This window comes from Neoroseomonas eburnea, assembly GCF_018129005.1.
Taxonomy (GTDB): Bacteria; Pseudomonadota; Alphaproteobacteria; order Acetobacterales; family Acetobacteraceae; genus Neoroseomonas; species Neoroseomonas eburnea.
In genome coordinates this window covers 24,088-50,134 of sequence record NZ_JAAEDL010000003.1, presented here as the reverse complement: position 1 = coordinate 50,134, position 26,047 = coordinate 24,088, and the positions used below count along the sequence as shown (strand labels likewise).

General features: G+C 69.4%; 23 protein-coding genes, 1 pseudogene and 3 riboswitches. Of the genes and pseudogenes, 16 read left to right on the top strand and 8 right to left on the bottom strand.

All coding sequences use genetic code 11. From position 1 onward, the window contains the following. From GXW74_RS04130 to metF, 7 genes are all read left to right on the top strand, one after another. A complete protein-coding gene (locus GXW74_RS04130; protein WP_211845020.1) occupies nucleotides 1-1,335 on the top strand; it encodes a cytochrome ubiquinol oxidase subunit I in 1,335 nt (444 codons plus the stop codon). After that, the gene (locus GXW74_RS04125; protein ID WP_211845019.1) at nucleotides 1,332-2,345 is read left to right on the top strand and encodes a cytochrome d ubiquinol oxidase subunit II; all 1,014 of its coding nucleotides are present in this window, start codon (nucleotides 1,332-1,334) and stop codon (nucleotides 2,343-2,345) included. The genes GXW74_RS04130 and GXW74_RS04125 overlap by 4 nt, the downstream gene beginning before the upstream one ends. A 162-nt stretch (nucleotides 2,346-2,507) precedes the next feature. Next, the gene (locus GXW74_RS04120; protein ID WP_211845018.1) at nucleotides 2,508-3,179 is read left to right on the top strand and encodes a hypothetical protein; all 672 of its coding nucleotides are present in this window, start codon (nucleotides 2,508-2,510) and stop codon (nucleotides 3,177-3,179) included. 34 nt (nucleotides 3,180-3,213) lie between these two features. Continuing rightward, nucleotides 3,214-3,465: a hypothetical protein gene (locus GXW74_RS04115; RefSeq protein ID WP_211845017.1), complete on the top strand. Its 252-nt coding sequence runs from the start codon at nucleotides 3,214-3,216 to the stop codon at nucleotides 3,463-3,465. Nucleotides 3,466-3,545: 80 nt separating this feature from the next. Next, a riboswitch (cobalamin riboswitch) is annotated at nucleotides 3,546-3,748 on the top strand. A gap of 108 nt (nucleotides 3,749-3,856) precedes the next feature. Beyond that, on the top strand, nucleotides 3,857-6,187 hold the full coding sequence (metE, locus tag GXW74_RS04110) for a 5-methyltetrahydropteroyltriglutamate--homocysteine S-methyltransferase (protein WP_211845016.1): 2,331 nt from the start codon (nucleotides 3,857-3,859) through the stop codon (nucleotides 6,185-6,187). Continuing rightward, nucleotides 6,171-6,635, top strand: a complete 465-nt coding sequence (gene folB, locus GXW74_RS04105; RefSeq protein ID WP_211845015.1) for a dihydroneopterin aldolase — start codon at nucleotides 6,171-6,173, stop codon at nucleotides 6,633-6,635. Before metE ends, folB begins: the two co-directional genes overlap by 17 nt. After that, nucleotides 6,632-7,624 carry a methylenetetrahydrofolate reductase [NAD(P)H] gene (gene metF, locus GXW74_RS04100; protein WP_211845014.1) on the top strand — a complete coding sequence of 331 codons (993 nt, stop codon included), beginning with the start codon at nucleotides 6,632-6,634 and terminating at the stop codon, nucleotides 7,622-7,624. The genes folB and metF overlap by 4 nt, the downstream gene beginning before the upstream one ends. Nucleotides 7,625-7,709: 85 nt before the next feature. Here the strand turns inward: metF and GXW74_RS04095 are convergent, their stop codons facing one another. The 7 genes from GXW74_RS04095 to ispH all read right to left on the bottom strand — a co-directional run bounded on the left by GXW74_RS04095 (nucleotide 7,710) and on the right by ispH (nucleotide 16,591). Continuing rightward, nucleotides 7,710-8,546: an ornithine lipid ester-linked acyl 2-hydroxylase OlsC gene (locus GXW74_RS04095; RefSeq protein ID WP_338148130.1), complete on the bottom strand. Its 837-nt coding sequence runs from the start codon at nucleotides 8,544-8,546 to the stop codon at nucleotides 7,710-7,712. Between the two features lie 335 nt (nucleotides 8,547-8,881). Continuing rightward, the gene (locus GXW74_RS04090; RefSeq protein WP_246522871.1) at nucleotides 8,882-9,988 is read right to left on the bottom strand and encodes a ribonucleotide-diphosphate reductase subunit beta; all 1,107 of its coding nucleotides are present in this window, start codon (nucleotides 9,986-9,988) and stop codon (nucleotides 8,882-8,884) included. Between the two features lie 12 nt (nucleotides 9,989-10,000). After that, on the bottom strand, nucleotides 10,001-12,805 hold the full coding sequence (locus tag GXW74_RS04085) for a ribonucleoside-diphosphate reductase subunit alpha (protein WP_211845013.1): 2,805 nt from the start codon (nucleotides 12,803-12,805) through the stop codon (nucleotides 10,001-10,003). A gap of 370 nt (nucleotides 12,806-13,175) precedes the next feature. Then, nucleotides 13,176-13,835: a VOC family protein gene (locus GXW74_RS04080; RefSeq protein WP_246522870.1), complete on the bottom strand. Its 660-nt coding sequence runs from the start codon at nucleotides 13,833-13,835 to the stop codon at nucleotides 13,176-13,178. Between the two features lie 221 nt (nucleotides 13,836-14,056). Further along, on the bottom strand, nucleotides 14,057-14,509 hold the full coding sequence (rnhA, locus tag GXW74_RS04075; protein ID WP_211845012.1) for a ribonuclease HI: 453 nt from the start codon (nucleotides 14,507-14,509) through the stop codon (nucleotides 14,057-14,059). A gap of 145 nt (nucleotides 14,510-14,654) precedes the next feature. Next, on the bottom strand, nucleotides 14,655-15,635 hold the full coding sequence (locus GXW74_RS04070) for a homoserine kinase (RefSeq protein WP_211845011.1): 981 nt from the start codon (nucleotides 15,633-15,635) through the stop codon (nucleotides 14,655-14,657). Further along, nucleotides 15,635-16,591: a 4-hydroxy-3-methylbut-2-enyl diphosphate reductase gene (gene ispH, locus GXW74_RS04065; protein WP_211845010.1), complete on the bottom strand. Its 957-nt coding sequence runs from the start codon at nucleotides 16,589-16,591 to the stop codon at nucleotides 15,635-15,637. The genes GXW74_RS04070 and ispH overlap by 1 nt, the downstream gene beginning before the upstream one ends. A 106-nt stretch (nucleotides 16,592-16,697) precedes the next feature. Between ispH and GXW74_RS04060 the strand changes: the two genes are divergently transcribed. The 6 genes from GXW74_RS04060 (at nucleotide 16,698) to GXW74_RS04035 (ending at nucleotide 23,045) form a co-directional block, all read left to right on the top strand. Then, complete coding sequence (locus tag GXW74_RS04060; RefSeq protein WP_211845009.1) at nucleotides 16,698-17,237, top strand: hypothetical protein; 540 nt, start codon at nucleotides 16,698-16,700, stop codon at nucleotides 17,235-17,237. Continuing rightward, nucleotides 17,234-17,803 (top strand): histidine phosphatase family protein, encoded by a 570-nt coding sequence (locus GXW74_RS04055; protein ID WP_338148129.1) that lies wholly within the window; start codon nucleotides 17,234-17,236, stop codon nucleotides 17,801-17,803. Before GXW74_RS04060 ends, GXW74_RS04055 begins: the two co-directional genes overlap by 4 nt. Nucleotides 17,804-17,853: 50 nt before the next feature. Beyond that, a riboswitch (glycine riboswitch) is annotated at nucleotides 17,854-17,945 on the top strand. A gap of 3 nt (nucleotides 17,946-17,948) precedes the next feature. Beyond that, nucleotides 17,949-18,040, top strand: a riboswitch (glycine riboswitch). A gap of 47 nt (nucleotides 18,041-18,087) precedes the next feature. After that, on the top strand, nucleotides 18,088-19,197 hold the full coding sequence (gene gcvT, locus GXW74_RS04050) for a glycine cleavage system aminomethyltransferase GcvT (protein WP_211845008.1): 1,110 nt from the start codon (nucleotides 18,088-18,090) through the stop codon (nucleotides 19,195-19,197). A 13-nt stretch (nucleotides 19,198-19,210) separates the two neighbouring features. After that, nucleotides 19,211-19,588, top strand: a complete 378-nt coding sequence (gcvH, locus tag GXW74_RS04045) for a glycine cleavage system protein GcvH (protein WP_211845007.1) — start codon at nucleotides 19,211-19,213, stop codon at nucleotides 19,586-19,588. Next, a complete protein-coding gene (gene gcvP / locus GXW74_RS04040; protein ID WP_211845006.1) occupies nucleotides 19,585-22,488 on the top strand; it encodes an aminomethyl-transferring glycine dehydrogenase in 2,904 nt (967 codons plus the stop codon). Before gcvH ends, gcvP begins: the two co-directional genes overlap by 4 nt. Further along, nucleotides 22,485-23,045 (top strand): NUDIX hydrolase, encoded by a 561-nt coding sequence (locus tag GXW74_RS04035; RefSeq protein ID WP_211845005.1) that lies wholly within the window; start codon nucleotides 22,485-22,487, stop codon nucleotides 23,043-23,045. Before gcvP ends, GXW74_RS04035 begins: the two co-directional genes overlap by 4 nt. A 7-nt stretch (nucleotides 23,046-23,052) precedes the next feature. Here GXW74_RS04035 and GXW74_RS04030 read toward each other — a convergent pair whose 3' ends face one another. Next, on the bottom strand, nucleotides 23,053-24,030 hold the full coding sequence (locus tag GXW74_RS04030) for an IS630 family transposase (protein WP_211845004.1): 978 nt from the start codon (nucleotides 24,028-24,030) through the stop codon (nucleotides 23,053-23,055). Between the two features lie 326 nt (nucleotides 24,031-24,356). Between GXW74_RS04030 and GXW74_RS04025 the strand changes: the two genes are divergently transcribed. The 3 genes and pseudogenes from GXW74_RS04025 (at nucleotide 24,357) to GXW74_RS04015 (ending at nucleotide 25,960) form a co-directional block, all read left to right on the top strand. Then, nucleotides 24,357-24,515, top strand: coding sequence for a hypothetical protein (locus tag GXW74_RS04025; RefSeq protein WP_211845003.1), 159 nt, complete (start codon nucleotides 24,357-24,359; stop codon nucleotides 24,513-24,515). 12 nt (nucleotides 24,516-24,527) lie between these two features. Next, nucleotides 24,528-24,689, top strand: a pseudogene (locus GXW74_RS28755) (cupin domain-containing protein); the annotation flags it as partial. A gap of 185 nt (nucleotides 24,690-24,874) precedes the next feature. Then, nucleotides 24,875-25,960, top strand: coding sequence for a TRAP transporter substrate-binding protein (locus GXW74_RS04015; protein WP_211845002.1), 1,086 nt, complete (start codon nucleotides 24,875-24,877; stop codon nucleotides 25,958-25,960). Nucleotides 25,961-26,047: the final 87 nt, after the last annotated feature.

Below are 26,047 nucleotides of genomic sequence, written 5' to 3'. Positions count from 1 at the left end.
ATGGACCCCGTGATCCTCGCCCGCATCCAGTTCGCGGCGAACATCTCCTTCCACATCATGTTCCCCACCATCACCATCGCGCTCGGCTGGGTGCTGCTGTTCTTCAAGCTGCGCTTCGGCGCGACCGGCGACGGGAAATGGATGGAGGCCTATCGCTTCTGGGTGAAGGTCTTCGCGCTCTCCTTCGCGATGGGCGTGGTCTCCGGCATCACCATGTCCTTCCAGTTCGGCACCAACTGGCCGGGCTACATGCAGCATGTCGGCAACATCGCCGGGCCGCTGCTCGCCTATGAGATCATCACCGCCTTCTTCCTCGAGGCGACCTTCCTCTCGATCATGCTGTTCGGCTACCGCCGGGTGCCGGGCTGGCTGCACACCGGCGCGACCTTCCTCGTCGCCTTCGGCACGACGATGAGCGCCTTCTGGATCCTCGCGCTGAATTCCTGGATGCAGACGCCGCAGGGCTTCGAGATGCGCGACGGCGTGGCGCATGCGACCGACTGGTGGGCGATCGTCTTCAACCCGTCCTTCCCCTATCGCCTCGCGCACATGCTGACGGCCTCGGCGCTGACGGTCGCCTTCCTGGTCGCCGGCATGTCGGCCTGGCGCTGGCTGCGCGGGGACCGCGCGCCGTCGGTCGCGGCGGCGCTGCGCACGGGTGTCGTGATGGCGGCGGTGCTGGCGCCGACGCAGCTCCTGCTCGGCGACATGCACGGGCTGAACACGCTGGAGCACCAGCCCGCCAAGGTCGCGGCGATGGAAGCGAACTGGGACACGCGCGGCAATGTCCCGCTCGTGCTCTTCGCCGTGCCGGACGAGGCCGCGCGCGAGAACCGCTTCGAGATCGCCATCCCCTCCGGCGCCAGCCTGATCCTGCGCCACGAGCCGGGCGGCGTGGTGCCGGGGCTGAACGAGCACCGCGGCGCGCACCCGCCCGTCGCGCCGGTCTTCTACGCCTTCCGCGTCATGGTCGGGCTCGGCCTGCTGATGATCGCCGCCGGGCTGGCGGCCGCCTTCCTGCTGTGGCGCCGCGGCACGCTGCCGCGCTGGCTGCTGCGCGGGCTGGTCGCCATGACCTTCTCCGGCTGGGTGGCGACGCTCGCCGGCTGGTATGTCACCGAGATCGGCCGCCAGCCCTGGCTGGTGACCGGCGTGCTCACCACCGCGCAGGCTGCGGGCCCGGTGCCGGCGGGCAGCGTCGGCACGACGCTGGCGATGTACCTCACCCTCTATGTGCTGCTGCTTGCGGCCTATGTCGGCACGCTCTACCGGCTTGCCGCCAAGGGCGGCGCGGCGGTCGAACCCGCGATGGCCACGAAAGGCGCGCCGGCATGACACCCTTCCTCCCGCCCGAATGGCTGCCGGTGGTCTTCGCCGCGCTGATGGCCATCTCCATCCTCGCCTATGTCGTGCTCGACGGCTTCGACCTCGGCGTCGGCATCCTGCTGCCGCGCGTCGCCGAGGAAGCCGATCGCGACCGCATGATCGCCGCCATCGGCCCCTTCTGGGATGCCAACGAGACCTGGCTCGTGCTCGGCATCGGGCTGCTGCTCGTGGCCTTCCCCGCCGCGCATGGCATCATCCTGACCGAGCTCTACCTCGCCGTCGCGATCATGCTGGCCGGGCTCACGCTGCGCGGCGTCGCCTTCGAGTTCCGCGCCAAGGCCGACGAGCCTCGCCGCAAGCGCCGCTGGGACCATGCCTTCGTCGCGGGGTCGCTTGCCGCATCGCTGTCGCAGGGCTGGATGCTCGGGCGCTACGTGCTGGGCTTTGCGGAAGGCCCGGCGGCGCTCGCCTTCGCCGCGATGGCCGCGGTCGGGCTTGCCATCGCCTACGCCTTCATCGGCGCCACCTGGCTGATCTGGCGCGCCGAGGGCGCGTTGCAGCGCCGCGCCATCCGCTGGGCGCGCTCCGCCATCTGGCCGATGGCGGTTGGCATCCTGCTCGTCTCCGTCGTCACGCCGCTGGTCAGCGCGCGCATCTTTGAGCGCTGGTTCGCCTTGCCCGAGATGCTGCTGCTCGCGCCGCTGCCGGCTGCGACGGCGGGATTGCTGCTCGGACTCGGCAGCCTGCTGCGGCACATGCCGCTGCCCGGCGACGCATTGCGGCGGCTGCCCTTCTGGGGCGCGGTGGCGTTGTTCGCGCTGTTCTTCGCTGGCCTCGCCTGGTCCTTCTTCCCCTATGTGGTGCCGGAACGCCTGACGATCTGGCAGGCGGCGAGCGCGCCGGAGAGCCTGAGCATCATCCTCGCCGGCGCGATGCTCGTTCTGCCGGTGATCCTCGCCTACACGGTGCTGGCCTGGCGCGTGTTCGGCGGGAAGGCGAGGGAGCTGACCTACTACTGACGCCATCGCCCGGGTCCGCACGGCGGCGCCCGCTGCGCATCCCCGACCGATCGGGTGGTTCCACCTGATCGGGATCTGCTTCAGTGGCCTGAAAACGAAGTCGGCAGGACTTCGGAATCAGGACACTATGCTGAAGCCGCCGGACCGATCCGGGAGTTCGCGATGACGAGATTGCAGCAGCTTGCGGCCATTGGCGCCTCCATGCTCCTCGTTGCAGCCGGGGCGCCAACACCGGTCCTGGCCCAGCCGGCCACTACGAAGCCGCCCATCGACGCGGCCGGCGCGGCGCAGGCGGTGGGTGCAGAGGCGCTCGCGCTGTTCGAGCGCATCTGCATCGCCGCGCTGGCGCGGCGCGAGGCGCCGCTGGCGGTCGCGGCAGCCGAACTCGCCGGCGCGACGCGGGTGCCGGCCGAGCGTCTGCGCGCCAGCGGCCCGGTTCGCGAGACCGCCGCCTGGCGGGTGCAGGGCCGCCACGGTCGGTTCAGCGTGGTGATGCTCGAACCCGGCACGCAATGCGCCATCTTTGCCGAAGGTGTCGCGCCGGAGACGTTCCTCGCGCAGGCCCGGCAACTGATGCTTCGGCAGGACAGGTTTCCCGGCTGGGCGCGGCAGGGCGAGCCGCAGCAGAGCGCCGCGCAACGCCCCTTCGGGCTGCTCACCTATCTGCGCACCCGCTACGCCAGCACCCTGCCGCCCGCCGGCAAGCCGGGCGGGTCTGGGGTGGAGCCGCCAACGGCGGCGAACGTGGTGGCCTCCGCTGCCAACCGGACGGATGGCCGGCCGAACACGGCGGTCATCACATCGGATATCGAGGCCGGTCCGTCCACGCGGTAGAGCGGGTGGCAGGCGGCTGGATTCGGACACCCGCATGAGGATGCCGGCCAGGAGGCATGGGCTGGAGTGGCGCTGCGTGCATGATGGCCGCTCCGGCGCCGCAGGGGCGGAGCACGCGCTGCACACAAGCAACCAGCAGAGACGCCGCTGGACCACGGATGGCCGGCCCCCGGCGATCGGCTGGCTCCGTGTGCATGCCGCTCGGTCCAACACCGTCGCCACCTGGAGCATCTCCTTCATTGCCGAGCTTGCTGGCGGGCCGGAGATCTCTGCCGCGCGGCGTTAGCGACAATCTCATGACGATGACGCATCGGCATGATCATATAAAGATATCTTGAATTGATTTGACATCATGTCGCTCTGTGGGCATCCTGATTTTGTCGTGGTTCTCCGCCCGCCTTGCAGCGGGGTGGAGCTAAGAGGGAATCCGGTGCGACGCCGGAGCTGCCCCCGCAACTGTCAGCGGTGAGCGGCTGCCCATCATGGTCACTGGGGCTCCCGGCCCCGGGAAGGCCGGGCGGCTGCACTGACCCGCGAGCCAGGAGACCTGCCCCGACACATAACGTCCTCCGGCGGGGTGTCCGGGCGGGTCGCTCGTGCGCACGCGCAGGCCTCGCCGCGCGTCCAAGCCCGTGCGCCTGTCCGCAGCCCGGCCACAGCAAGGGTTAGAGGCTGCCATGACCGTCACTGTCGCCACGCTGGGCTTTCCCCGTATCGGCCCTCGGCGGGAATTGAAGACTGCGCTGGAAAGTCATTGGTCCGGGAAATCCGACGTCGCCACGCTGCTCGCCACCGCTGCGGACCTGCGTGCCAGGGCCTGGGCGCGGCAGCGCGACCTCGGTGCGGACATCATCCCCTCCAACGATTTCTCGCTCTACGACCAGATGCTCGACACCAGCGTCATGGTCGGCGCCATCCCGGCGATCCATGGCTGGAAGGGCGGGCCGGTGGATCTGGCGACCTACTTCGCCATGGCGCGCGGCTCGCAGGGCGGGCACGCGCACCATGACGGCTGCACCCATGGTCATGCCCATGAAGGCGAAGGCGCCCCGGCGTCCGAGATGACGAAGTGGTTCGACACCAACTACCACTACCTGGTGCCGGAGTTCTCCGAAGGGCAGCGCTTCGCCCTGTCCTCGACCAAGGCGGTCGACGAGTTCCTCGAAGCCAAGGCGCAGGGCATCGTCACGCGCCCGGTGCTGATCGGGCCGGTGACCTTCCTCAAGCTCGGCAAGAGCCGCACCGAGGGCTTCGACCCGCGCGACCTGCTGCCGGCGCTGCTGCCCGTCTATGCGGAGGTGCTGAAGCGCCTCGCCGCCGCCGGCGCGGAATGGGTGCAGATCGACGAGCCCTGCCTGGTGCTCGACCTCGATGCGCGCGACCGCGAGATGCTGCGCGAGGCCTATGCCATGCTGTCCGGTGCCGCGCCGGGGCTGAAGCTGATGCTCGCCACCTATTTCGGCGGGCTCGGGGACAACCTCGGCACGGCGCTGTCGCTGCCCATTCATGGGCTGCACGTCGATCTGGTGCGCGCGCCCGGGCAGCTCGACGCCGTGGTCGCCGGCGCGCGGGAGGACCTGGTGCTGTCGCTCGGCGTCATTGACGGGCGCAACATCTGGAAGGCCGATCTCGCGGCGATCCTCGATCGCGTGGAGCCTGTGGTCGCCCGGGGGCGCAGCGTGATCCTGGCACCGTCCTGCTCGCTGCTGCACACGCCGATCGACCTCGATCGCGAAACGGCGTTGGACCCCGAGATCCGCAACTGGCTTGCCTTCGCGGTCCAGAAGGTGGCCGAGCTCGCAACCATGGCGAAGGCGCTGAACGAAGGACGCTACAGCGTGCGCGCCACGCTGGACGCGGCCACGGCGGCCGTGGCGTCGCGCCGCACCTCGCCGCGGATCAACAACCCCGCCGTGCAGCAGCGCGCCGCGCAGAAGGACCCGTCTCTCGCACAGCGCAACTCGGCCTTCGCGGTGCGCCGCGCCGTGCAGCACGAGAAGCTCGGCCTGCCGGCCTACCCGACCACGACCATCGGCTCCTTCCCGCAGACGCCCGAGGTGCGCAAGGCGCGCGCGGATCACGACAAGGGCGTGATCGACGACGCCGCCTATGAGCAGTTCCTGCGCGAAGAGACGGCGCGCACCGTGAAGTGGCAGGAGGAAGTCGGCCTCGACGTGCTGGTGCATGGCGAGTTCGAGCGCAACGACATGGTGCAGTATTTCGGCGAGCAGCTTGCCGGCTTCGCCTTCACGAAACACGCCTGGGTGCAGTCCTATGGCTCGCGCTGCGTGCGCCCGCCGATCATCTACGGCGACGTGTCGCGGCCGAAGCCGATGACGGTGGAGTGGTGGACATACGCCCAGTCGCTGACGAAGAAGCCGATGAAGGGCATGCTGACCGGGCCGGTGACGATCCTCAACTGGTCCTTCGTGCGCGACGACCAACCGCGCAGCGTCACCTGCCGCCAGATCGCCTTCGCCATCCGCGACGAGGTTGTGGATCTGGAGAGGGCAGGCGCCGCCATCATCCAGATCGACGAGGCCGCGCTGCGCGAGGGCCTGCCGCTGCGCAAGGCCGACTGGCAGCACTACCTCGACTGGGCGGTGGAATGCTTCCGCATCACCGCCTCGGGCGTGGCGGACGCGACCCAGATCCACACGCATATGTGCTACTCGGAGTTCAACGACATCATCGCCTCGATCGGCGCGATGGATGCCGACGTGATCTCCATCGAGACGGCGCGGTCGCAGATGGAACTGCTCGACGCCTTCGCGGGATACCGCTATCCGGCGGAGATCGGGCCGGGCGTCTATGACATCCACTCCCCGCGCGTGCCGGCGGTGGGCGAGATGGCGACGCTGCTGCGCGCTGCCGCGCGGCGCCTGCCGGCCGACCAGCTCTGGGTCAATCCGGATTGCGGCCTCAAGACGCGCAAGTGGCCGGAAGTGAAGCCGGCCATCGAGAACATGGTCGCTGCAGCCGAGGCAGCGCGTGCCGCCGTTGCTTGAGGCCGTGAAGACGGAGCGCGACCGCGGGTCGCGCCCCGTACCGCTGGACGCGCCGACGCTCGACCGCATGTTCCTGCATGGGGTCGAGGTCCGCGGCCGGCATGGCGTGTTCGATTTCGAGCGCCGGACCGGACAGCGCTTCGTTGTCGACGTCGACTGGTGGCTGGATACGGGGAATGCCGTGGCGGCGGATCGGCTCGACGCCACGGTCTGCTACAAGCAGCTCTACGATTGCGTGGTCGCGGTCACCGCAGGCGAGCCATGGCGCCTGATCGAGACGCTGGCCGATTGCCTCGCGCTGACCTTGCTCGCGCGGTTTCCGGCCATGGCGATCGTGACGGTCACGGTCCACAAGCCCGAGGCGCCGATCGGCGGCGTCTTTGCCGATGTCGGCATCACCATGACGCGTCGTCGCGCCGGTGCGTCCATGCCCATGGAACAGACATGAAGAATTCCGCCGTCGCCGCCAATGGCGCATCCGCGCATGACATCGATGGGCCCGAGCCTCCGACCCTGCGGCGATGGCTCGCCGGCGAACGGATCGGTCCATTGCCGATGCGCGGCGCGGAGCAACCGCCGCCGCTGCTCTCATTCGAGTTCTTCCCGCCGAAGACGGAGGCGTTGGAACAGCAGCTCTGGGCCTGCATCCGGCGCCTGGCGCCGCTGCGGCCGCGCTTCGTCTCCGTCACCTACGGCGCGGGCGGCAGCACCCATGCGCGGACCCATGCCACCGTCGCGCGCCTCGCGCGGGAGACGGATCTCGTGCCTGCCGCGCACCTGACCTGCGTCGGTGCGACGCGCGGGGAGGTGGACGAGGTCGCCCGCGGCTATTGGGACGCCGGGGTGCGCCACATCGTGGCACTGCGCGGCGATCCGCCGCCCGGCACGGAGTATGCCCCGCATCCGGGCGGCTATGCCTTCGCGAGCGACCTGGTGGCGGGGCTGCGGCGCATCGGCGATTTCGAGATCTCGGTCGCCGCCTATCCCGAGACCCATCCGGCCGCGCCGAGCCCGGAATGCGACCTCGACAACCTCAAGCGCAAGCTGGATGCGGGGGCGACGCGCGCCATCACGCAGTACTTCTTCGACACGGCGACCTATCTGCGCTTCCTCGAGCGCTGCCTGGCCGCCGGGATCACCGCACCGATCGTGCCCGGCATCATGCCGGTATCGAATTTCGCGCAGGCCGTGCGCTTCTCGGCCATGTGCGGCACGAAGGTACCCGAATGGCTCGGCCATCTGTTCGAGGGAACCGAGGACGACCCGGACATCCGCCGCATCGTCGCGGCCATCGTCGCCGCGGAGCAGGTGCGGACGCTCCAGGCCAACGGCGTCGACGAGTTCCACTTCTACACGCTGAACCGGCCGGAGCTGACCTATGCGATCGCGCATATCCTCGGCGTGCGCCCGCAGTGTGCCGCGGAGGTCGCGGCGTGAAGCGGGCGATCTTCGCGGCCCGGCTCGGGAAGGCGCCGATCCGTCAGCCTGACCTTCAGCGATTCACCTCGCCATGCGCCCCCCGTCAGGCGCGCCGGTTCCGCAGCGCCTCGGCCTCGGCGTAGAAGCGCTTCTCCCAGGCTTTCTGGTTGTCGAGCCCCTCTCGGATGAAGGGCGTGAAGACGGCGAGGTTCAGGAGCAGCCAGTTCACCTGGCGAGCCGGGAAGCGCAGCGGCTTCACGAAATCCACGAACAGCACCACGCGCGTCCTGTCGGTGTGGTTCCACGCCTCGTGCTCGAAGGCGTCGTCGAAGATCAGGGCCTTGCCTTCCTGCCAGCGGCAGATCTGCCGATCGACGCGAATGGCGAGCTTGTCTGCCGCGGCGTCCGGCACGATCAGCCCCAGATGCAGCCGCAGCACACCGTTGTAGGGGCCGCGATGCGGCGGCAGATGCTTTCCTGGCTCGAAGATCGAGAACATCGCCGTCTTCAGGCCCGGGATGCGCTGCACGATGCGCCAGGTCTCGGGGCATTGACGGATATTGCGTTCAGAGGAGAGCCCATAGCCCGTCAGGAAGAAGGTCTTCCAGGCGCTGTCGGCGCTGATCGTCTTCACGTCGCCGGAGAGCTCGTGGAAGCTCGGCAGGTCCTGCTGGCGCTGCAGCAGCGGGTCCAGTTCCGCGCGGATCAGGTGCCAGTCCTTCTCGATCTCGCGGGCCCAGGGGAAGGTCGCGTTGTCATGGACGGGCGGATTGCCGACCCTGGTGAAGCGCAGGTTCAGTTTTTCCGCCCAGGCCACCACCGCCATGAAGAAGCGGGTGACGAAACCGGGACGTTGCATCGGCGCGACGCCTTCGGTGCCGAATCTCTGCTGGGCCTGCGCCTCGGCAGGCTGCGCGGAGGTCATCAACTCTTCAGTCACGCGTCATTCTCCCGTTCGAGGCACGTCGCCCCCGGCCCGGTACCGGGGACCGCGCGGAGCCGATCCCATTCGGGCCGGCCGCATGGCGGTGCCCATATTCTGCAATGCAGTCGCATTCGCAACTGGACGCCCGCAATATGACCTGATCATGTCCCTGCCCAGGGAGGCGTCCGCCCGCCTCTGCCTCGGACCGGCGCTTCCCCGGCCGCGTCATGGATGGCCGGGCGCCGTGCAAGACCCGATCCCGATCAGTGGAATCGCCTGGCCGGGTGAAGATGCTCGCCGAGACACGGGCCCGGAGTGGCTGCGGTGGGCCGGGGCGAACGGCAACCGCGCTAATCCCAGTTCAGGGCGCCGCCGTTCTGGTATTCGATGACGCGCGTCTCGAAGAAGTTCTTCTCCTTCTTGAGGTCCATGACCTCCGACATCCAGGGGAAGGGATTCTCCGTTTCGGCGAAAAGCGGCTGCAGCCCGAGCTGCGCGCAGCGGCGATTGGTGATGAAGTGCATGTATTGCTCGCACAGCCCCGCATTCAGCCCGAGGAAGCCGCGCGGCATGGTGTCGCGGCCATAGGCCACTTCCAGCATGCAGGCATCGTGCAGCATCTGCCGGATCTCGGCGACGAAGGCCGGCGTCCAGAGATGCGGATTCTCCAGGCGGATCTGGTTGATCACGTCGATGCCGAAGTTCAGGTGGATGGATTCGTCGCGCAGGATGTACTGGTACTGCTCGGCGATGCCGACCATCTTGCCGCGCCGCCCCAGCGAGAGGATCTGCGCGAAGCCCGTGTAGAACCACATCCCCTCGAAGACGACGTAGAAGGCGACGAGGTCGCGCAGGAAGGCCTGGTCCTTCTCCGGCGTGCCGGTGACGAAGCCCGGGTCGGACAGGTTCTGCGTGTATTTCAGCGCCCAGGCGGCCTTGCCGGTGATGGAGGGCACCTCGCGGTACATGTTGAACAACTCGCCCTCATCCAGGCCGAGGCTTTCGACGATGTACTGGAAGGTGTGGGTGTGCACCGCCTCCTCGAAGGCCTGGCGGAGCAGGTACTGCCGGCATTCCGGATTGGTCAGGTGGCGGTAGACGGCGAGCACGATGTTGTTTGCGACCAGCGATTCCGAGGTCGCGAAGAATCCGAGATTGCGCTTCACCGTGTGACGCTCATCGGCCGTCAGCCCATCGCGCGACTTCCACAGCGCGATGTCGGACTGCATGGAGACCTCGGTCGGCATCCAGTGGTTGTTGCAGCCGGCGAGGTACTTCTCCCACGCCCAATGGTACTTGAGCGGCAGGAGCTGGTTGACGTCAGCCCGGCAGTTGATCATCGCCTTGTCGTCGACCGTGACGCGGGCGGCGCCCTGCTCGATCGCCTCGAGGCCGGTGGCGGGGCCGTTGGCGGGGCCGGCGGCCCCTTCGGACCAACTCAGGATGGGCGTGTCCATCGTGTTCATTCCTTACTGGCAGGCTTCGCAGGTCGGATCGTCGAGCGAGCAGACCGCCGGCGCGGCATCGATCCGTACCGCATTCAGCTTGCCGTCGGAGGTGCGGAGCGTGGATTTCTCGACATGCGTCGCGCTTTGCGTGCGCAGGTAGTAGGTGGTCTTCAGCCCACGCTTCCACGCGAGCCGGTACAGCGCATCGAGCTTCCGTCCATTCGGATTGGCGAGATACAGGTTCAGCGACTGCGCCTGGTCGATCCACTTCTGCCGGCGCGCCGCGGCTTCCACCAGCCAGGTCGGGTCGACCTCGAAGGCCGTCGCGTAGAGCGCCTTCAGGTCCTCGGGAATGCGGTCGATTGGGCCTAGGCTGCCATCGTAGTACTTCAGGTCGCTGACCATCGCGGCATCCCACAGGCCAAGCCGCTTCAGGTCGCGCACCAGGAAGGGATTCACCACGGTGAAGTCGCCCGACATGTTCGCCTTGACGAACAGGTTGCGGAAGGACGGTTCGATCGACTGCGTCGCACCGACGATGTTCGAGATCGTCGCCGTCGGCGCGATGGCCATGGTGTTGGAGTTGCGCATGCCGATGCGCTTCACCCGCTCGCGCAGCGAGGCCCAGTCGAGCCGCGACGAGCGGTCGAGATCGAGGCCCCCGCGTGCCTCCGCCACATACTCGACGGAATCGATCGGCAGCACCCCTCGGCTCCACAACGAGCCCTCGAAGCTCGCATAGGCGCCACGCTCGGCCGCGAGATCGACCGACGCCGCGATGGCGTGGTAGCTGATCTCCTCCATGCTTTCGTCGGCGAAGCGCACCGCTTCCTCCGACGCGATGGGCAGGCGCAGGATGTGCAGCGCATCCTGGAAGCCCATCAGCCCGAGTCCGATCGGTCGGTGCCGCAGGTTCGATCGCCGCGCCTGCGGGATGGTGTAGAAGTTCACGTCGATCACGTTGTCGAGCATGCGCATCGCGATGCGCACGGTGCGCGCCAGCCGGTCGCGGTCGATGCCTTCGGGCGTCACATGCCGCGCCAGGTTGATCGAACCCAGGTTGCACACCGCCACCTCGCTGTCCGAGGTGTTCAGCGTGATCTCGGTGCAGAGATTGGAGGAATGCACCACGCCGGCATGGCGCTGCGGGGAGCGCAGGTTGCACGGGTCCTTGAAGACCATCCAGGGATGGCCGGTCTCGAAAAGCATGGTCAGCATGCGGCGCCACAGATCGACGGCGCGAACGCGCTTGTGGACCTTGATCTCGCCAGCGGCGACCTTCGCCTCATACCGCAGATACGCGTCCTCGAAGGGCTTGCCGTAGAGGTCGTGCAGGTCCGGCACCTCGTCGGGCGAGAACAGCGTCCAGTCGCCATCCTGCTCGACGCGCTGCATGAACAGGTCCGGGATCCAGTTCGCCGTGTTCATGTCATGCGTGCGGCGGCGGTCGTCGCCGGTATTCTTCCGCAGGTCGAGGAACTCCTCGATGTCGATGTGCCAGGTCTCGAGGTAGGCGCAGACTGCACCCTTGCGCTTGCCGCCCTGGTTCACCGCGATGGCGGTGTCGTTCGCCACCTTGAGGAAGGGCACCACGCCCTGAGATGCGCCGTTGGTGCCGCGGATATGCGCCCCAAGCCCGCGCACCCGCGTCCAGGAATTGCCGATGCCGCCGGAGTACTTGGCCAGCATGGCGTTGTCGCGGATCGCCCCGAAGATTCCTTCCAGATCGTCGGGCACCGAGGTGAGGAAGCAGGAGGAAAGCTGCGAGTGCCGCGTGCCGGAATTGAACAGCGTCGGCGTCGAGCACATGAAGTCGAAGGAGGAGATCAGGTCGTAGAACTCGATCGCCCGCTCCTCGCGATCGATCTCGCGCAGCGCGAGACCCATGGCGACGCGCATGAAGAAGGCCTGCGGCATCTCGAAGCGCGTCCCGCCGGTCTGCAGCAGGTAGCGGTCATACAGCGTCTGCAGGCCGAGATACTGGAACTGCAGGTCGCGTTCGGGCTTCAGCGCGGCACCGAGGCGAGCGAGGTCGAAGCGGCCGAGTTCCGGGTCGAGCAGGCCAACCTCGATCCCGCGCGCGACATAGGCATCGAAATAGGCAGGGTAGCGGCCGGCCATCTCCGTCTGGCCGGCGGCGGCACTGCCTTCGACGAAGGACGTCGCCTCCTTGCGCAGGACGCTCAGCAGCAGCCGCGCGCTGACCTGGCTGTAGTTCGGCTCCTGCTCGATCAGCGTCCGCGCGGCGAGGATCGGCACCTGGCCGAGCTCATCCTCGGTGATGCCGTCATAGAGGTTGCGCTGGATTTCGCTCAGCACGGGCGCGGCCTCGACATCGGCCAGGCCCTCGCAGGCCTCGGTCACGGCCTGCGCCATCGCCTGGCGGTTCAGCGGCACGCTGCGCCCGTCGCGCAGCGTGACCATGAGCGCGGGCTCCGCTGGCGGGGCCGCGGCCGCCGCGCGCTCGCGCGCCCGTTCCTCGCGATACAGGACATAGGCGCGGGCGACCTTGTGATGGCCACCGCGCATCAGGGCGAGTTCCACCTGGTCCTGCACATCCTCGACATGCAGTGCGCGGCCTCGGCCGGGATGGCGCGTCAGGGCGGCGACGATCTGCTCGGTCAGCTCGGCGACGATGTCGTGGATGCGGCTGGAGGCCGCGGCGGTGCTGCCCTCGACGGCGAGGAAGGCCTTGGTCATCGCTACGCTGATCTTGCCCGGCATGAAGGGCGTCGGCTGGCCGTCCCGCCGGATCACCTGAAATGAGATGGCCTCGGCCACCGAGGTCATGGCGGGCGAAAGCGGGTGCGAAAGCGATTCAGCCATGAAGGGCCCCTTCGAAGATGCGGCGGAGCACGAAGCCCCCAGTGGAATCGGCCATGCCGCCCCACGGCCGGCGGGTGTCCGCCGGTCTGGGTTACTCAAGGGAAGCGCGATGCCGGAACCATATATCGTGCTAATGGGGGATCCAGGCAACTATATATGGTGTGTGCGGCGCTTGGCCTCTGCCTTGCGGGACGGGTGGGATGCGAATCGCCGGCGGTCCTCGCACGCGCGATCGCACCGTCCCGTCGGCGCGAGCCCCGGTCGGCGCGGCATGACGGGCGGCCGCCTGTCCGAATCTTCACCACGGTCAATGGAGCCCGGCATCAGGCGCGCATGGCTCCTGACTGCCCGCACCCCGCATGGGCGACCTTCAGAAGAGCTCCCTGAGGCCGCCTGGCGTATCGACCTGTGCGCGATAGCGTTGCTCGGCGCCTTGAGTGACGACCGGTGGCCGGTCGACGGCCAGCTTCCGCAATAGGGACACGACCACTTCCGGATCCGGGTGCTCGAGAGAGAAGCGTCGGAGGCGTGCGCCGAGGTCAGCCATGCTTGCCATCGAACGCGGCTTTCCTCGCCTGTCGATGATCGAAGGCGCGGCGCCGTCCAATGGCAGGGAGCCATCGTCCGGGATCGCAAAATCGAAGGATGACTCGACCGGCGGTAGCGCAACCTTCCGGCCGAAGATGGCTTCACGGCCATTGATGACCCGGTCGATGTCGTCGGTCCTGGCTACCCAGCCTCGAAGGCGATAGCCAGCATCCCAATCCCGGCGGACCTTCTGCCGATCATCGAGGCCGAACCACCGACGACGCCCGGGACGATCCGCGTCCGGGTCCAGCGCGACGATCTCCAGATACGCCGTGTCGCCGAGCTGCATGAGGTGGTTGTACGTACCCATGTACGCGTGGCGCTGGCCGAAGGGGACATCGAGATCCAGGCATGCTCGTACGTGGTCGACACCTTCCGCCAGGGTCGGAGCGATGACGGTAAGGTGGTCGAGCCAGAGCATCGCGTTCAGATGCGTGCGCAACCGTCCGTTGTCCACCCGCCTCGGCCTGCCGCGACTGGCCGTGCCGGATCTGCTTCTGCAATGCTGTTGCCCACGCGCGATGAGCGCGTTCGGCGCAGGGCCGACTGACCGATCCGGCCGCTGGCGGCGTGTCCGCATTCAGGCGTCGGGAGGGACGAAGCGGTATGGGGGCGCGTCAGGATGGGAGGATGTCGCCCGATCGGCCGAGGGGAGTTGCCATATCAGCCGCCTGCCGCAGCGTCCCGCGCCGCCGTCGCCAGCGCGTCCGCCCGCTCATTCATCGCATCGCCGGCATGTCCCCGCACCCAGCGCCACTCCATCTGGTGCGGCTTCGCCGCCGCCAGCAGCCGCTGCCAGAGGTCGAGGTTCTTCACCGGCTCCCTTGCCGCGTTGCGCCAGTTGCTGCGCACCCAGCCATGGATCCAGCGGCTGATGCCGTTCTTCACGTATTCGCTGTCGGTGTGCAGCGCGACGCGGCACGGTTTCTTCAGCGCCTCCAGCGCCATGATCGCCGCGGTCAGCTCCATGCGGTTGTTCGTCGTCTCCGGCTCGCCGCCGGAGAGTTCGCGCTCGTGTTCGCCGAAACGGAGGATCGCCGCCCAGCCGCCCGGGCCCGGATTCGGCTTGCAGCCGCCGTCGGTCCAGATCTCCACGAGGGGGCGCGGGTCGGTCATGAAGACGGGGGGAAGAGAACTTCCCCCCGAACCCCCCAGCCTTCTTTGGTACCTGGGAACTGACTTCGGCTGTCAGTCCCCAAGTGCCAAAAACGGGAGGGGGTTCGGGGGAGGTTCATCCTCCCCCGACCTTTCTTCCTCACGATCACAGTCCCAATGCCCCCGCGCTTTCCGCCCGCGCGAAGAAGCGCAGCTTCCGCAGGTATTCCAGCGGGTCCTTCCGCGTGACCAGCGCGCCCGCCGGCGTATGCGTCCAGTCATAGAGCCGCGTCAGCAGGAAGCGCAGCGCCGCGCCGCGGCAGAGCACCGGCAGCGCCTCGCGTTCCGCCACAGAGAAGTGCCGCACCGCGTCGTAGGCCGACAGCAATGCCCGCGCCTTGGTGACGTTGAAGGAGTAGTCGGGCTCGAAGCACCAGGCGTTGAGGCACACCGCGACGTCGTAGGCGAGCAGATCCGTGCAGGCGAAGTAGAAGTCGATCAGGCCGGACACGCGCGGCCTGCCGTCCTCGCCCGGCAGGAAGAAGACGTTGTCGGGGAAGAGATCCGCGTGGATCTGCCCGCGCGGCAGCGCGCCTTCCCCCGGCCAGGCGGCGAGGATGCCGGCCAGTGCCGCGTCGAGCTCCGCGATCAGCCCTGGTTGCACCTCGTCTCCGCGCGCGCGGCAGCCGTCGAGCAGCGGCGCCCATCCGTCCGGCCCGAGCGCGTTCGGCCGCACGAGGGCGAAGCCCTCGCCGGCGCGGTGCATCTCCGCCAGCGCGCGGCCGAGCGGTGCGCAATGCTCGGGCCGCACCTTCCGCGGCCAGACGCCAGGCAGGAAGGTGACGATCGCCGCGGGCCGCCCTGCCAGGTAGCGCAGCGCCACCCCGTCCCGCCCATGCACCGGCGTCGGGCAGGCAAGGCCCCGCCCGGCCATGTGGTCCATCAGCCCGAGGAAATAGGGCAGCTCCGCCGGGTTCACCCGCTTCTCGTAGAGGGTGAGGATGAAGTCCCCCGCCTCCGTCTTCAGCGCGTAGTTGGAGTTCTCCACGCCTTCGGCGATGCCGCGGAAGGCGATCAGTTCGCCGAGGGCGTAGTCCGCGAGGAAGGCGCGCAGCGCCTCGTCGGTCACTTCGGTGTAGACGGCCATCAGGCGACAGCGCGCATCGGCGGGGTGCGGAAGACGACATCCTCGACGGCGACGGTCACTTCCTCGACCGTGATCTCGAAGCGTTCGCGGAGGCGGTCGACGACCTCGCGCACCAGCACCTCGGGCGCGGAGGCGCCGGCGGTGATGCCGACCGTGGCGCAGCCATCGGCGAATGCCGGGTCGAGCTCGGCGCCGCGCTGCACCATGATCGCGCGCTGCGCGCCGGCGCGCTCCGCCACCTCGCGCAGCCGGACGGAGTTGGAGGAATTCGGCGCACCGACCACGATGACGAGCTCGCTGCGCGCCGCCACCGCCTTCACCGCCGCCTGGCGGTTGGTGGTGGCGTAGCAGATGCTTTCCTTGGCGGGCTCGGCGATGCCGGGGAAGCGCTCGCGCAGGATGGCGACGATCTCCGCCGTGTCGTCCACCGAGAGCGTCGTCTGCGTCGTGTAGGTGAGGGCGGCGCCGGGCGGCGGGGCGACGCGGCGGGCGGCCTCGGCGTCCTCGACCAGCGTCATCGCGCCCTCGGGCAGCTGGCCCATGGTGCCGACCACCTCCGGGTGTCCGGCATGGCCGATCAGCAGCAGGTGGCGGCCGCGCGCGTGGTCCTGTTCGGCGGCCCGGTGGACCTTGCTGACCAGCGGGCAGGTGGCGTCGAGGAAATACATCTGCCGGCGTGCGGCCTCGGCCGGGACGGTCTTCGGCACGCCATGGGCGGAGAAGACCACCGGCCGCCCGTCATCGGGGATCTCGGAAAGTTCCTCGACGAAGACGGCGCCCTGGCGCTCGAGCGCCTCGACGACGAAGCGGTTGTGCACGATCTCGTGCCGGACGTAGACGGGTGCGCCGTGGCGCTTCAGCGCCTCCTCGACGATCCTGATGGCGCGGTCCACCCCGGCGCAGAAGCCGCGCGGGCCGGCGAGCAGGACGTGGAGGCGGGGCTTTTCGGCGGTCATGTCTTCGCGCGGTGTTCGGGGGCGGGCAGGTTGCGGCCTGTCCAGGGCGGGCCACAAACTATAGATGGGGCGCCCGGGGTCAAAGGGGGACGGAAGAGTGCGGTTCATGTGGCGCAAGGCGGGGATGGGTCTGGCGGGGGCGGCGATGCTCGCCGGCTGCGGGGGTTCGGGGGTCTCCTCGACGAGTCCGCCGGCACCGTGCCCGCGCGTCACCGTGCTGGCCGACGGGGCGGACCTGACGCGGTTCCGCCCGGGCGGCGGGCAGGACCTGGCGTCGATGACGACCGATGCCCGCCTGATCGGCTTCCAGGCGCGCTGCGACTACACGCGCCGCCGGGAAGGCGTCTCGGTGGCGATCAGTGCCGTCTTCGATGTGGAACGCGGCCCCGCCGCCACGGGCCGCGACGTCAACCTGCCCTGGTTCATCGCCGTGACCGACCTGGACGACACCCAGGTGATCGACCGGCAGGAATACGTCACCCCGGCAGCCTTCGACGTGAACGTGAACCGCATCCGGGTGCAGAGCCGCCCGGTCACCTTCAGCTTCCCGGCGGATGAGCGCCTGGTGGAGAACCACAACATCCGGCTCTCCTTCCAGCTCACGCCGGAGGAACTGGCGCTGAACCGGCGCCGCGGGCCGCGGTGACGGCAGGCGGGATCTTCGTCTCCCACCCCGAGGTCACGATCGACCCGGCCGTCCCGGTGCCGCGCTGGCACCTGGCGCCGGAGGGCATCCAGCGCATGCGGCGGCTCGCGGCCGAGCCGCGACCCGGCGGCCTCGCCGCCGTCTGGGCGAGCGACGAGACCAAGGCGATCGAGGCGGCAGGCATCCTGGCGGCGCGCTTCGGCCTGCCGGTCCTGGTCCATCCGGGGCTGCGGGAGATGGACCGCAGCAGCACGGGATACCGCCCGCGGGAGGAATTCGAGCGACTCGCCGACGCCTTCTTCGCCCGGCCGGAGGAGAGCGCCGAAGGCTGGGAGCGTGCGGTCGACGCGCAGCGCCGCATCGTCGCAGCGGCACGGGACATCCTCGCCGGGCATGGCGCGGGCGGCCTCGCGCTTGTCGGCCATGGCGGCACCGGCACGCTTCTGATGTGCGCCTGGGCGGGGCTGCCGATCGCCCGGTCGCACGACCAGCCGGCGCCGGGCTGCACCTGGCGCTTCGCGCTGCGCCCGCCGCGCGTCACGGAGGCCTGGCGGCCGATTCCCTGACCTCCGCCGTTGCGCCGCCGCGGCCGATCTGTCAGGAAGGCGCACCCCGCAGATCCCGCGCGGGAGAGAGGGGCGGCGACGCCCCCGCCGAAGGCGCAACCGGCCCCCGGAAACGCTCAGGCAGAAGGGCCGCGCGGGGAAGGGGCCTCTGGAAAGCCCGAGGCGCAAGCCTCGGCACCGACGGAGTAAGGCGAGGCAAACCCCTCTGCCGAATCTCTCAGGTCCATCCGACAGAGGGGGGCCACGGACTGAACCCCATTCGCCGCTGAGCGGCGGGAGGCACCGTGGCCGATTCGTCAGAGGCTCTTCTCGAAACCCCGCTCGCCGCGCTGCATCGCGAGCTCGGCGGCCGCATGGTGCCCTTCGCGGGCTATTCCATGCCGGTCCAGTACCCCGCGGGCATCATGGCGGAGCACCTGCAGTGCCGCGCCTCCGCGGCGCTGTTCGACGTCTCCCACATGGGGCAGGCGGAACTCGTCGGCGAGGGTGCCGCCGCCGCGCTGGAGCGCGTGACGCCGGCCGACGTGCAGGGGCTGAAGCCCGGGCGCCAGCGCTACGGCCTGCTGACGATGGAGGATGGCGGCATCCTCGACGACTTCATGGTCGCCAATCTGGGCGACCGGCTGTTCCTGGTGGTGAATGCCAGCCGCAAGCATCTCGACCTGCCGCGCATCGCCGCCGTGCTGCCCGCCGGCGTGGCGCTGAAGCCGCTGCCCGACCGCGCGCTGATCGCGCTGCAGGGGCCGGGTGCGGTGGCCGCCATCGCGACGCTGGCGCCAGGCATCGCCGGGCTGTCGTTCATGGGAGTCGGGTCCTTCGAGATCGCCGGCGTGCCCGCGCTGGTCTCGCGCAGCGGCTACACGGGCGAGGACGGCGTCGAGGTCTCGGTGCCGGCCGAGCGGGCCGAAGCCTTCGCCCGCGCCCTGCTGGCCCTGCCGGGCGTGCAGGCCGCCGGCCTCGGCGCGCGCGATTCGCTGCGGCTGGAGGCGGGGCTCTGCCTCTACGGCAACGACATCGACGAGACGACGAGCCCGGTCGAGGCCGCGCTGACCTGGACCATCGGCAAGCGCCGCCGCACCGAATGGAACTTCCCCGGCGCGGACCGCGTGCGCGAGGAACTCGCCAACGGCACGCGCCGCCTGCGCGTCGGCATCCGCCCCGAAGGCCGCCAGCCCGCGCGCGGCCACACGCCGGTGCACGCGCCGGGCGGCGCCGCGATCGGGGAGATCACCTCGGGCGGCTTCGGCCCCTCCCTGAACGGCCCGATGGCCATGGGCTACGTCGCGCGGGAACACGCCGCCGATGGTACCGCCCTGGAGCTCATGGTGCGTGGCAAGGCCCTGCCGGCCCGCGTCGCGCCCACCCCCTTCGTTCCCCACCGCTACGCCCGCTGAAGGATCCGCACCGATGTCCGACACCAAATTCACCAAGGATCATGAATGGGTGCGCCTGGACGGCGGCATCGCCACCGTCGGCATCACCGACCATGCGCAGAACGCTCTGGGCGACGTGGTCTTCGTGGACCTGCCCGAGGCCGGCCGCATGGTCGCCGCCGGCGAGGCCGTCGCGGTGGTCGAGAGCGTGAAGGCCGCCTCCGACGTCTATGCGCCGATCGCGGGAAAGATCGTCGAGGTGAACGCCGCGCTCGCCGACAATCCCGGCACGATCAATTCCGCGCCGACGACCGATGGCTGGTTCTTCAGGATCGAGCCGGCCGACGCGGCCGAGATCGCGACGCTGATGGACGAGGCCGCCTACGCCGCCTACGTGGACACGCTGGCATGAGCAGCGCGCTCGACACGCTGGCGGCGCTGGAGGCGGGCGACGCCTTCGCGCCGCGCCACATCGGCCCGGGCGAAGCCGAGATCGCCGAGATGCTCCGCGCCGTCGGCGCGTCGAGCCTCGATGACCTGGCCGCCAGGACCGTGCCGGCGGCGATCCTCGGCATGGACATGGCGGGGCTGCCGGAACCGGCGACGGAACTGGAACTTCTCGCCGAACTGCGCGCCATGGCGCTGCGCAACCGCGCCGACATCAAGTCGCTGATCGGCATGGGCTATCACGGCACGCACACCCCGCTGGTGATCCGCCGCAACGTGCTGGAGAACCCCGGCTGGTACACGGCCTATACGCCGTATCAGGCCGAGATCGCGCAGGGCCGGCTGGAAGCCCTGGTCAATTTCCAGACCATGATCACCGATCTCACCGGCCTCGACGTGGCGAATGCCTCGCTGCTGGACGAGGCGACGGCGGTCGCCGAGGCGATGCACCTGGCGCACGCCGCGACCCGCGGCAGGTCGCACCTGCTGCTCGCCGCCGGCGACCTGCATCCGCAGTCCAAGGCCGTGCTCACGACGCGCGCCGCACCTCTCGGCATCGAGGTGCGCTTCGTCGCGGTGGACGCGATCGTCGCCGAGGTCGCGGCCACGAAGCCCTTCGCGCTGGTGCTGCAATACCCCGGCACCACCGGCGAGGTGCGCGACCTGACGGGCGAGATCGCGGCAGTACAGGCTGGCGGCGGCCTTGCCATCGTCGCGGCCGATCCGCTGTCGCTTTGCCTGCTGACGCCGCCGGGCGAAATGGGCGCCGATGTCGTGGTGGGCTCCGCCCAGCGCTTCGGCGTGCCGATGGGCTATGGCGGGCCGCATGCCGGCTACATGGCGGTGAAGGACGCGCACAAGCGGCTGATGCCGGGGCGGCTCGTTGGCGTGTCCGTCGATGCCGCAGGGGCGCCTGCGATGCGCCTCGCGCTGCAGACGCGCGAGCAGCACATCCGCCGCGAGAAGGCGACCTCCAACATCTGCACCGCGCAGGTGCTGCTCGCCGTCATGGCCGGCATGTATGCGGTCTGGCATGGCCCGGAGGGGCTGAAGCGCATCGCGGCGCGGGTGAACCTGCTCGCGAGGCTGGTCGCCGGCGCCGCCAGGGCGGCCGGATTCGCGCCGAGGCACGATGCCTTCTTCGACACCGTTGCGCTGGAGTGCGGCGGGAAGGCGCAGACGCTGATGGAAGTCGGGCTGAAGCGTGGCTTCAACTTCGCCCGCATCGACGCGGCCACTGTCGGCATCGCGCTCGACGAGACCGTCACGCGCGAGGAACTCGACCTCCTGATCCAGGTGATCGCCGAGGCCGCGGGCAGGCCCGTCGCCATCGGCGCCACCGAAGGCGGCATTCCCGCCGCGCTGGAACGCCGATCGGCCTTCTGCACCGCGACTGTCTTCAACACGCATCACTCGGAGCACGCGATGCTCCGCTACCTGAAGATGCTGGAGGACAAGGACGTCGCGCTGAATCGCAGCATGATCCCGCTGGGATCCTGCACGATGAAGCTGAACGCGACGGCCGAGATGGTGCCGGTCACGCTGCCCGGCTTCAGCGTGATCCATCCCTTCGCGCCGGCGGACCAGGCGAAGGGCTATCGCGAGCTGACCGATCGCCTGTCCGACTGGCTCTGCCGCATCACCGGCTTCGCCGCCGTGTCGCTGCAGCCCAATGCCGGCAGCCAGGGCGAATATGCGGGGCTGCTCGCCATCCGCGGCTGGCACCATTCGCGCGGCGACACGCATCGGGACATCTGCCTGATCCCGGCCTCGGCGCATGGCACCAACCCGGCCTCGGCCGCGATGGCGGGGATGCGCGTGGTCGTCGTCGGCACCGATCGCGACGGCAGCGTGGACCTCGATGACCTGAAGGCGAAGGCGAAACAGCATGCGGCGAACCTTGCCGCGCTGATGATCACCTATCCCTCCACGCACGGCGTCTTCGAAGCCTCGATCCGCGAGATCTGCGCGCTGATCCACGCGCATGGCGGCAAGGTCTACATGGACGGCGCCAACATGAACGCGCAGGTGGGGCTGACCTCGCCGGCGACGATCGGTGCGGATGTCTGCCACCTGAACCTGCACAAGACCTTCTGCATCCCGCACGGCGGCGGCGGGCCGGGTGTCGGGCCGATCGGCGTCACGGCGGAACTCGCGCCGTTCCTGCCGGGTCATCCGGTGGTCGATTGCGGCGGGTCGAAGGATATCACGGTCAGCGCCGCCCCCTGGGGCTCGGCCTCGATCCTGCCGATCTCCTACGCGTACATCCGCATGATGGGCGCGGATGGGCTGAAGCGCGCGACCCAGGTTGCGATCCTCGCCGCCAACTACGTCGCGAAGCGGCTGGAAGCGCATTATCCGGTGCTCTATCGCGGCATGAACGGCATGGTCGCGCATGAATGCATCCTCGACTGCCGCGGCTTCCAGCAGGGCGGCGGCGTGCTGGTCGAGGACATCGCCAAGCGCCTTCAGGACTACGGCTTCCATGCGCCCACCATGTCCTGGCCGGTCGCCGGCACGCTGATGGTCGAACCGACCGAGAGCGAGCCGAAGGCCGAGCTCGACCGCTTCATCGATGCGATGATCGCGATCCGCGCCGAGATCCGCGCCGTCGAACAGGGCCGCATGGACAAGGCCGACAACCCGCTGAAGAACGCGCCGCACACCGCGGCCGAGATCGCGGCGGAGACCTGGTCGCACCCGTATTCGCGCGAGCAGGCGGCCTTCCCGCTGCCCTTTGTCAAGGCGCGCAAGTACTGGCCGCCGGTGAAGCGCGTCGACAACGTCTATGGCGACCGCAACCTGGTCTGCTCCTGCGCACCTCTCGAGGCCTATGCGCAGGCGCACCAGATCGCCGCCGAATGAGCGCGCTGAAGCCGTGGACGGTGACCGCCAGCCGTATCGTGCTGGCGGATCGCTGGATCCGCGTCCGCGCGGATAGCTGCGTCGCCCCCTCGGGCGACGTGGTGGATCCCTTCTACGTGCTGGAATACGCGGACTGGGTGCATGTCGTCGCCCTGACCGACGACGACCGCCTGGTGATGAACCGCCAGTACCGGCACGGCGCACAGGAGGTGCATCTCGAACTCCCCGGCGGCGTGCTGGACGCCGCCGATGCCGACCCCGTGGCCGGCGGCGCCCGCGAGTTCCGCGAGGAAACCGGCTACGGCGCGCGGGAATTCCGCCATGTCGTCAGCCTGCGTCCCAATCCGGCGACGCACACCAATCGCGTCCACACCGTGCTCGCGCTCGGCGCCGCGCCCGAAGGCGTGCAGTCCTTCGACAACGGGGAGGAGATCACCGTCGAGCTCATCCCCGTGCCCGAGGTGCTGCGGGTCATCCGCGAAGGGGAGGTGCAGCAGTCGACGCATGTCGCCTCCCTGCTGCTGGCGCTGGCCGCGGCGGGCCGCGTGTCCTTCTGATAAACCTCTACGCCGCTGAAATCTGTGCTGGCGTGTGCGCGATGAGGTGGAAGCGGCTGGTCAGGAGGGAGGCGAGTTCGCTGTTCCACTGTCCGAGGTTGGCGAAGAAGGCGCGGATGGCGGTGCGGAACTCGGCCAGGCTCGGGTAGCGGGTGTTCCACAGTACCTTCTTCTTGAAGAACCACCACAGCCGCTCGATGAGGTTGAGGTTCGGCGCATAGGGCGGCAGGTAGACGATGCGCACCCGGCAATCGGGCTGGGTGAGCCATTCGCGCACGACGGCCGCGCGGTTGTAGGTGGCGTTGTCGGCGATCAGGGTGATGGTGCGCGCGGCCGGGTAGCGTGCCTCGATCTGGGCGAAGAAGGCGACCATCTCGGGGCCGGTGATCCTGGTCGCCTCGCGCGTGATCACCTCACGCGCAGGCCAGGAGAGTGCGCCATTGAGGGTGACGTTCACCCGGCCATGGTTGCTCTTGAGCGTCGCCGTCTGGCCCCGGCGGATCCAGCCCGAGGCCGGGTGGGCGTCGTAGGCAGGGTGGGTCGCGTCGACGAACAGCAGGGCGCTGGCCGGATCGGCCTCGGCTTGCGCCATCAGCGGCAGCAGCGTGCCGTCGAGAAAGGCGCGCTGCGCCTGCGCATCGGCCTTCGCCGGCACCACCTTCGGCCGCTTCCAGACATAGCCGATCCGCCCCAGCAGGCGCGCCATCGCGTGCGGCGTGTAGGCCAGGCCGAAGCGCGCCGCGACGAAGCCGCACACCGCTTTGGCTGTCAGGTAGACCCGCCCCGAGAGTTCGGCCGAGAGCTCCGCCGCCTGCGCCCCGCTCAGCACCGGAGCGTGGCCGACATAGGCCAGCCGCTCCACACCGGCCCGCCCTGCCGCCCCATACAGCCGCCGGTGCGCCCGCACCGTCTCGGCGTCGATAAACAAGGCTTCGGCCACCCTCTCGGTCGTCCAGCCATCGTCCAGAAGCAGCAGCGCGTTCATCCGCCGATGCACTGCGCTGTTCCCCTGACGGCGCATCGCCCTCAGAAAGTAGGCTCGATCCTCACCGCTCAGCACAACGCCAGACATAACCCCAGCGAATCAGACCGCCCCGCGTCGCCGCAAGCAGATTTCAGCAGAGTCGAGGTTTACCGGCGGCACGAGTGAATGACTCGTGCCGCCGGTATGACTCGGTATCAGGGTCCTGGTTTCGCGCGCGGTCGCCTCATCAGCCCGCGCGCCATGCCGGCGGCCGACGGCGAAACCTCTGACGGGCGCGCATCATGCGATCGCGGCACGGCGGCACCGCCCGAACGCAGCATCGCCGCATGACGCGCTTCGTCTTCCCCGCCGCCGAGGCCACGGCCGCGCCGAACGAGCCGGGCCGCGCCTCCGCCCGCATCTTCACGCACGGCACTTTCGAAGCCCGCTGGTACGCCCCGCGCGGCACCGACCCGCAGGCGCCGCATACGCGCGATGAGGCCTAGGTCGTCGTCAGCGGCCGCGGCACCTTCTCCTGCGCCGGTACGCGAAGGCCCTTCGGGCCGGGCGACCTGCTCTGGGTCCCCGCAGGCGCCGAACACCGCTTCGAGGATTGTTCCGACGACCTCGGCGTCTGGGTCATCTTCTACGGGCCCGAGGGCGGGGAGACCGCGGCTTGACCGGCAGACGCCGGATGCGGCGCTGCCGCAATGGCCAGCGCCATCGTGCCCACGGGAAGGGTGCCGCATCGGGCACCGGGATCGCCGGCCGCCCGGCCTCCTGACGGCGCGTTGCGCGCCGCCGCGGCGGCCGCCATGCTCCCTCGGGTCGGGCACGCCTGCCCGCACGGGAGGATACAACAGGAATGGACCGTCGCCGCTTCATGGCGGGCGGGGCCGCGGGCACCGTCGCCGCGACCCTTGCCGCGCCGCAACTCGCCCACGCGCAGCCGCGCATCCGCTGGCGCTGCCCGGGCAGCTTCCCCAAGTCGCTCGATACGCTCTACGGCACCCAGGAACACATCTGCCGCCGGGTCGGCGAGATCACCGAGGGCGCCTTCCAGATCCAGCCCTTCGCACCGGGCGAGGTGGTGCCCGCGCTGCAGGTCCTCGATGCCGCGGGGCAGGGCTCGGTCGAGTGCGGCTACACCGCGCCCTATTACTACACGGGCAAGGATCCCTCTCTCGCCTTCGGCTCCTGCGTGCCCTTCGGGCTGAATGCGCGCCAGCAATTCGCCTGGTGGCACAATGGCGGCGGGGCGCAGGCCATGGCGCCGGTCTTCCGCGACCAGGGTGTCCATTGCCTCCTGGCCGGCAATACCGGCGCCCAGATGGGCGGCTGGTTCCGCAAGGAGATCAGGAGCGTCGACGACCTGCGCGGGCTCAAGTTCCGCATCGCGGGCTATGCCGGCGACGTGCTGCAGAAGCTCGGCGCCGTCGCGCAGCAGCTTGCGGGGCCGGACATCTACCCCGCGCTGGAGCGCGGCGTGGTGGACGGCGCCGAATGGGTCGGACCCTATGACGACGAGAAGCTCGGCTTCCAGCGCGTCGCGCAATACTACTACTTCCCGGGCTGGTGGGAGCCCGGTCCCTCGATCGCCATGGTGGTGAACGAGCGCGCCTGGGAAGGCCTGCCGGCGCCCTTCAGGGCGGCGCTCGAGACCGCCTGCCACGAGGGCTACATCTACATGACCGGCCGCTACGACGCGCAGAACCCGCCGGCCCTGCGGCGGCTGATCGCTAGCGGCACGCAGCTTCGGCAGTACCCGCGCGACGTCATCGCCGCCTGCTTCCGGGCGACGCAGGAACTCTATGCGGAACTCGGGGCGCGCAACGCGCGGTTCAAGGAGATCCACGCGCAGTGGGACCGCTTCCGCCAGGACCAGCAGACCTGGTTCCGCGTGGTGGAGGACAGCTTCGCCAACTCGATGGCGCAGGTGCAGCCGCGCTGAAGGCGCCGCGGGGAGGGCGCTGCCCTCCCCGAACCCCTCCTGCCAAAGGCCGAAAGGCCTTTGGCAACCACAACCTGGCGCTGTGCA

Bases quoted from the DNA above. Each gene is read 5' to 3' on its own strand.
- GXW74_RS04125 (WP_211845019.1), top strand. From the start codon at position 1,332: ATGACACCCTTCCTCCCGCCCGAATGGCTGCCGGTGGTCTTCGCCGCG.
- GXW74_RS04030 (WP_211845004.1), bottom strand. From the start codon at position 24,030: ATGAACGCGCTGCTGCTTCTGGACGATGGCTGGACGACCGAGAGGGTG.
- GXW74_RS04120 (WP_211845018.1), top strand. From the start codon at position 2,508: ATGACGAGATTGCAGCAGCTTGCGGCCATTGGCGCCTCCATGCTCCTC.
- metF (WP_211845014.1), top strand. From the start codon at position 6,632: ATGAAGAATTCCGCCGTCGCCGCCAATGGCGCATCCGCGCATGACATC.
- GXW74_RS04130 (WP_211845020.1), top strand. From the start codon at position 1: ATGGACCCCGTGATCCTCGCCCGCATCCAGTTCGCGGCGAACATCTCC.
- GXW74_RS04060 (WP_211845009.1), top strand. From the start codon at position 16,698: ATGTGGCGCAAGGCGGGGATGGGTCTGGCGGGGGCGGCGATGCTCGCC.
- GXW74_RS04085 (WP_211845013.1), bottom strand. From the start codon at position 12,805: ATGGCTGAATCGCTTTCGCACCCGCTTTCGCCCGCCATGACCTCGGTG.
- GXW74_RS04035 (WP_211845005.1), top strand. From the start codon at position 22,485: ATGAGCGCGCTGAAGCCGTGGACGGTGACCGCCAGCCGTATCGTGCTG.
- GXW74_RS04070 (WP_211845011.1), bottom strand. From the start codon at position 15,635: ATGGCCGTCTACACCGAAGTGACCGACGAGGCGCTGCGCGCCTTCCTC.
- gcvH (WP_211845007.1), top strand. From the start codon at position 19,211: ATGTCCGACACCAAATTCACCAAGGATCATGAATGGGTGCGCCTGGAC.
- rnhA (WP_211845012.1), bottom strand. From the start codon at position 14,509: ATGACCGACCCGCGCCCCCTCGTGGAGATCTGGACCGACGGCGGCTGC.
- GXW74_RS04115 (WP_211845017.1), top strand. From the start codon at position 3,214: ATGAGGATGCCGGCCAGGAGGCATGGGCTGGAGTGGCGCTGCGTGCAT.
- gcvP (WP_211845006.1), top strand. From the start codon at position 19,585: ATGAGCAGCGCGCTCGACACGCTGGCGGCGCTGGAGGCGGGCGACGCC.
- metE (WP_211845016.1), top strand. From the start codon at position 3,857: ATGACCGTCACTGTCGCCACGCTGGGCTTTCCCCGTATCGGCCCTCGG.
- GXW74_RS04025 (WP_211845003.1), top strand. From the start codon at position 24,357: ATGACGCGCTTCGTCTTCCCCGCCGCCGAGGCCACGGCCGCGCCGAAC.
- GXW74_RS04015 (WP_211845002.1), top strand. From the start codon at position 24,875: ATGGACCGTCGCCGCTTCATGGCGGGCGGGGCCGCGGGCACCGTCGCC.
- GXW74_RS04090 (WP_246522871.1), bottom strand. From the start codon at position 9,988: ATGGACACGCCCATCCTGAGTTGGTCCGAAGGGGCCGCCGGCCCCGCC.
- ispH (WP_211845010.1), bottom strand. From the start codon at position 16,591: ATGACCGCCGAAAAGCCCCGCCTCCACGTCCTGCTCGCCGGCCCGCGC.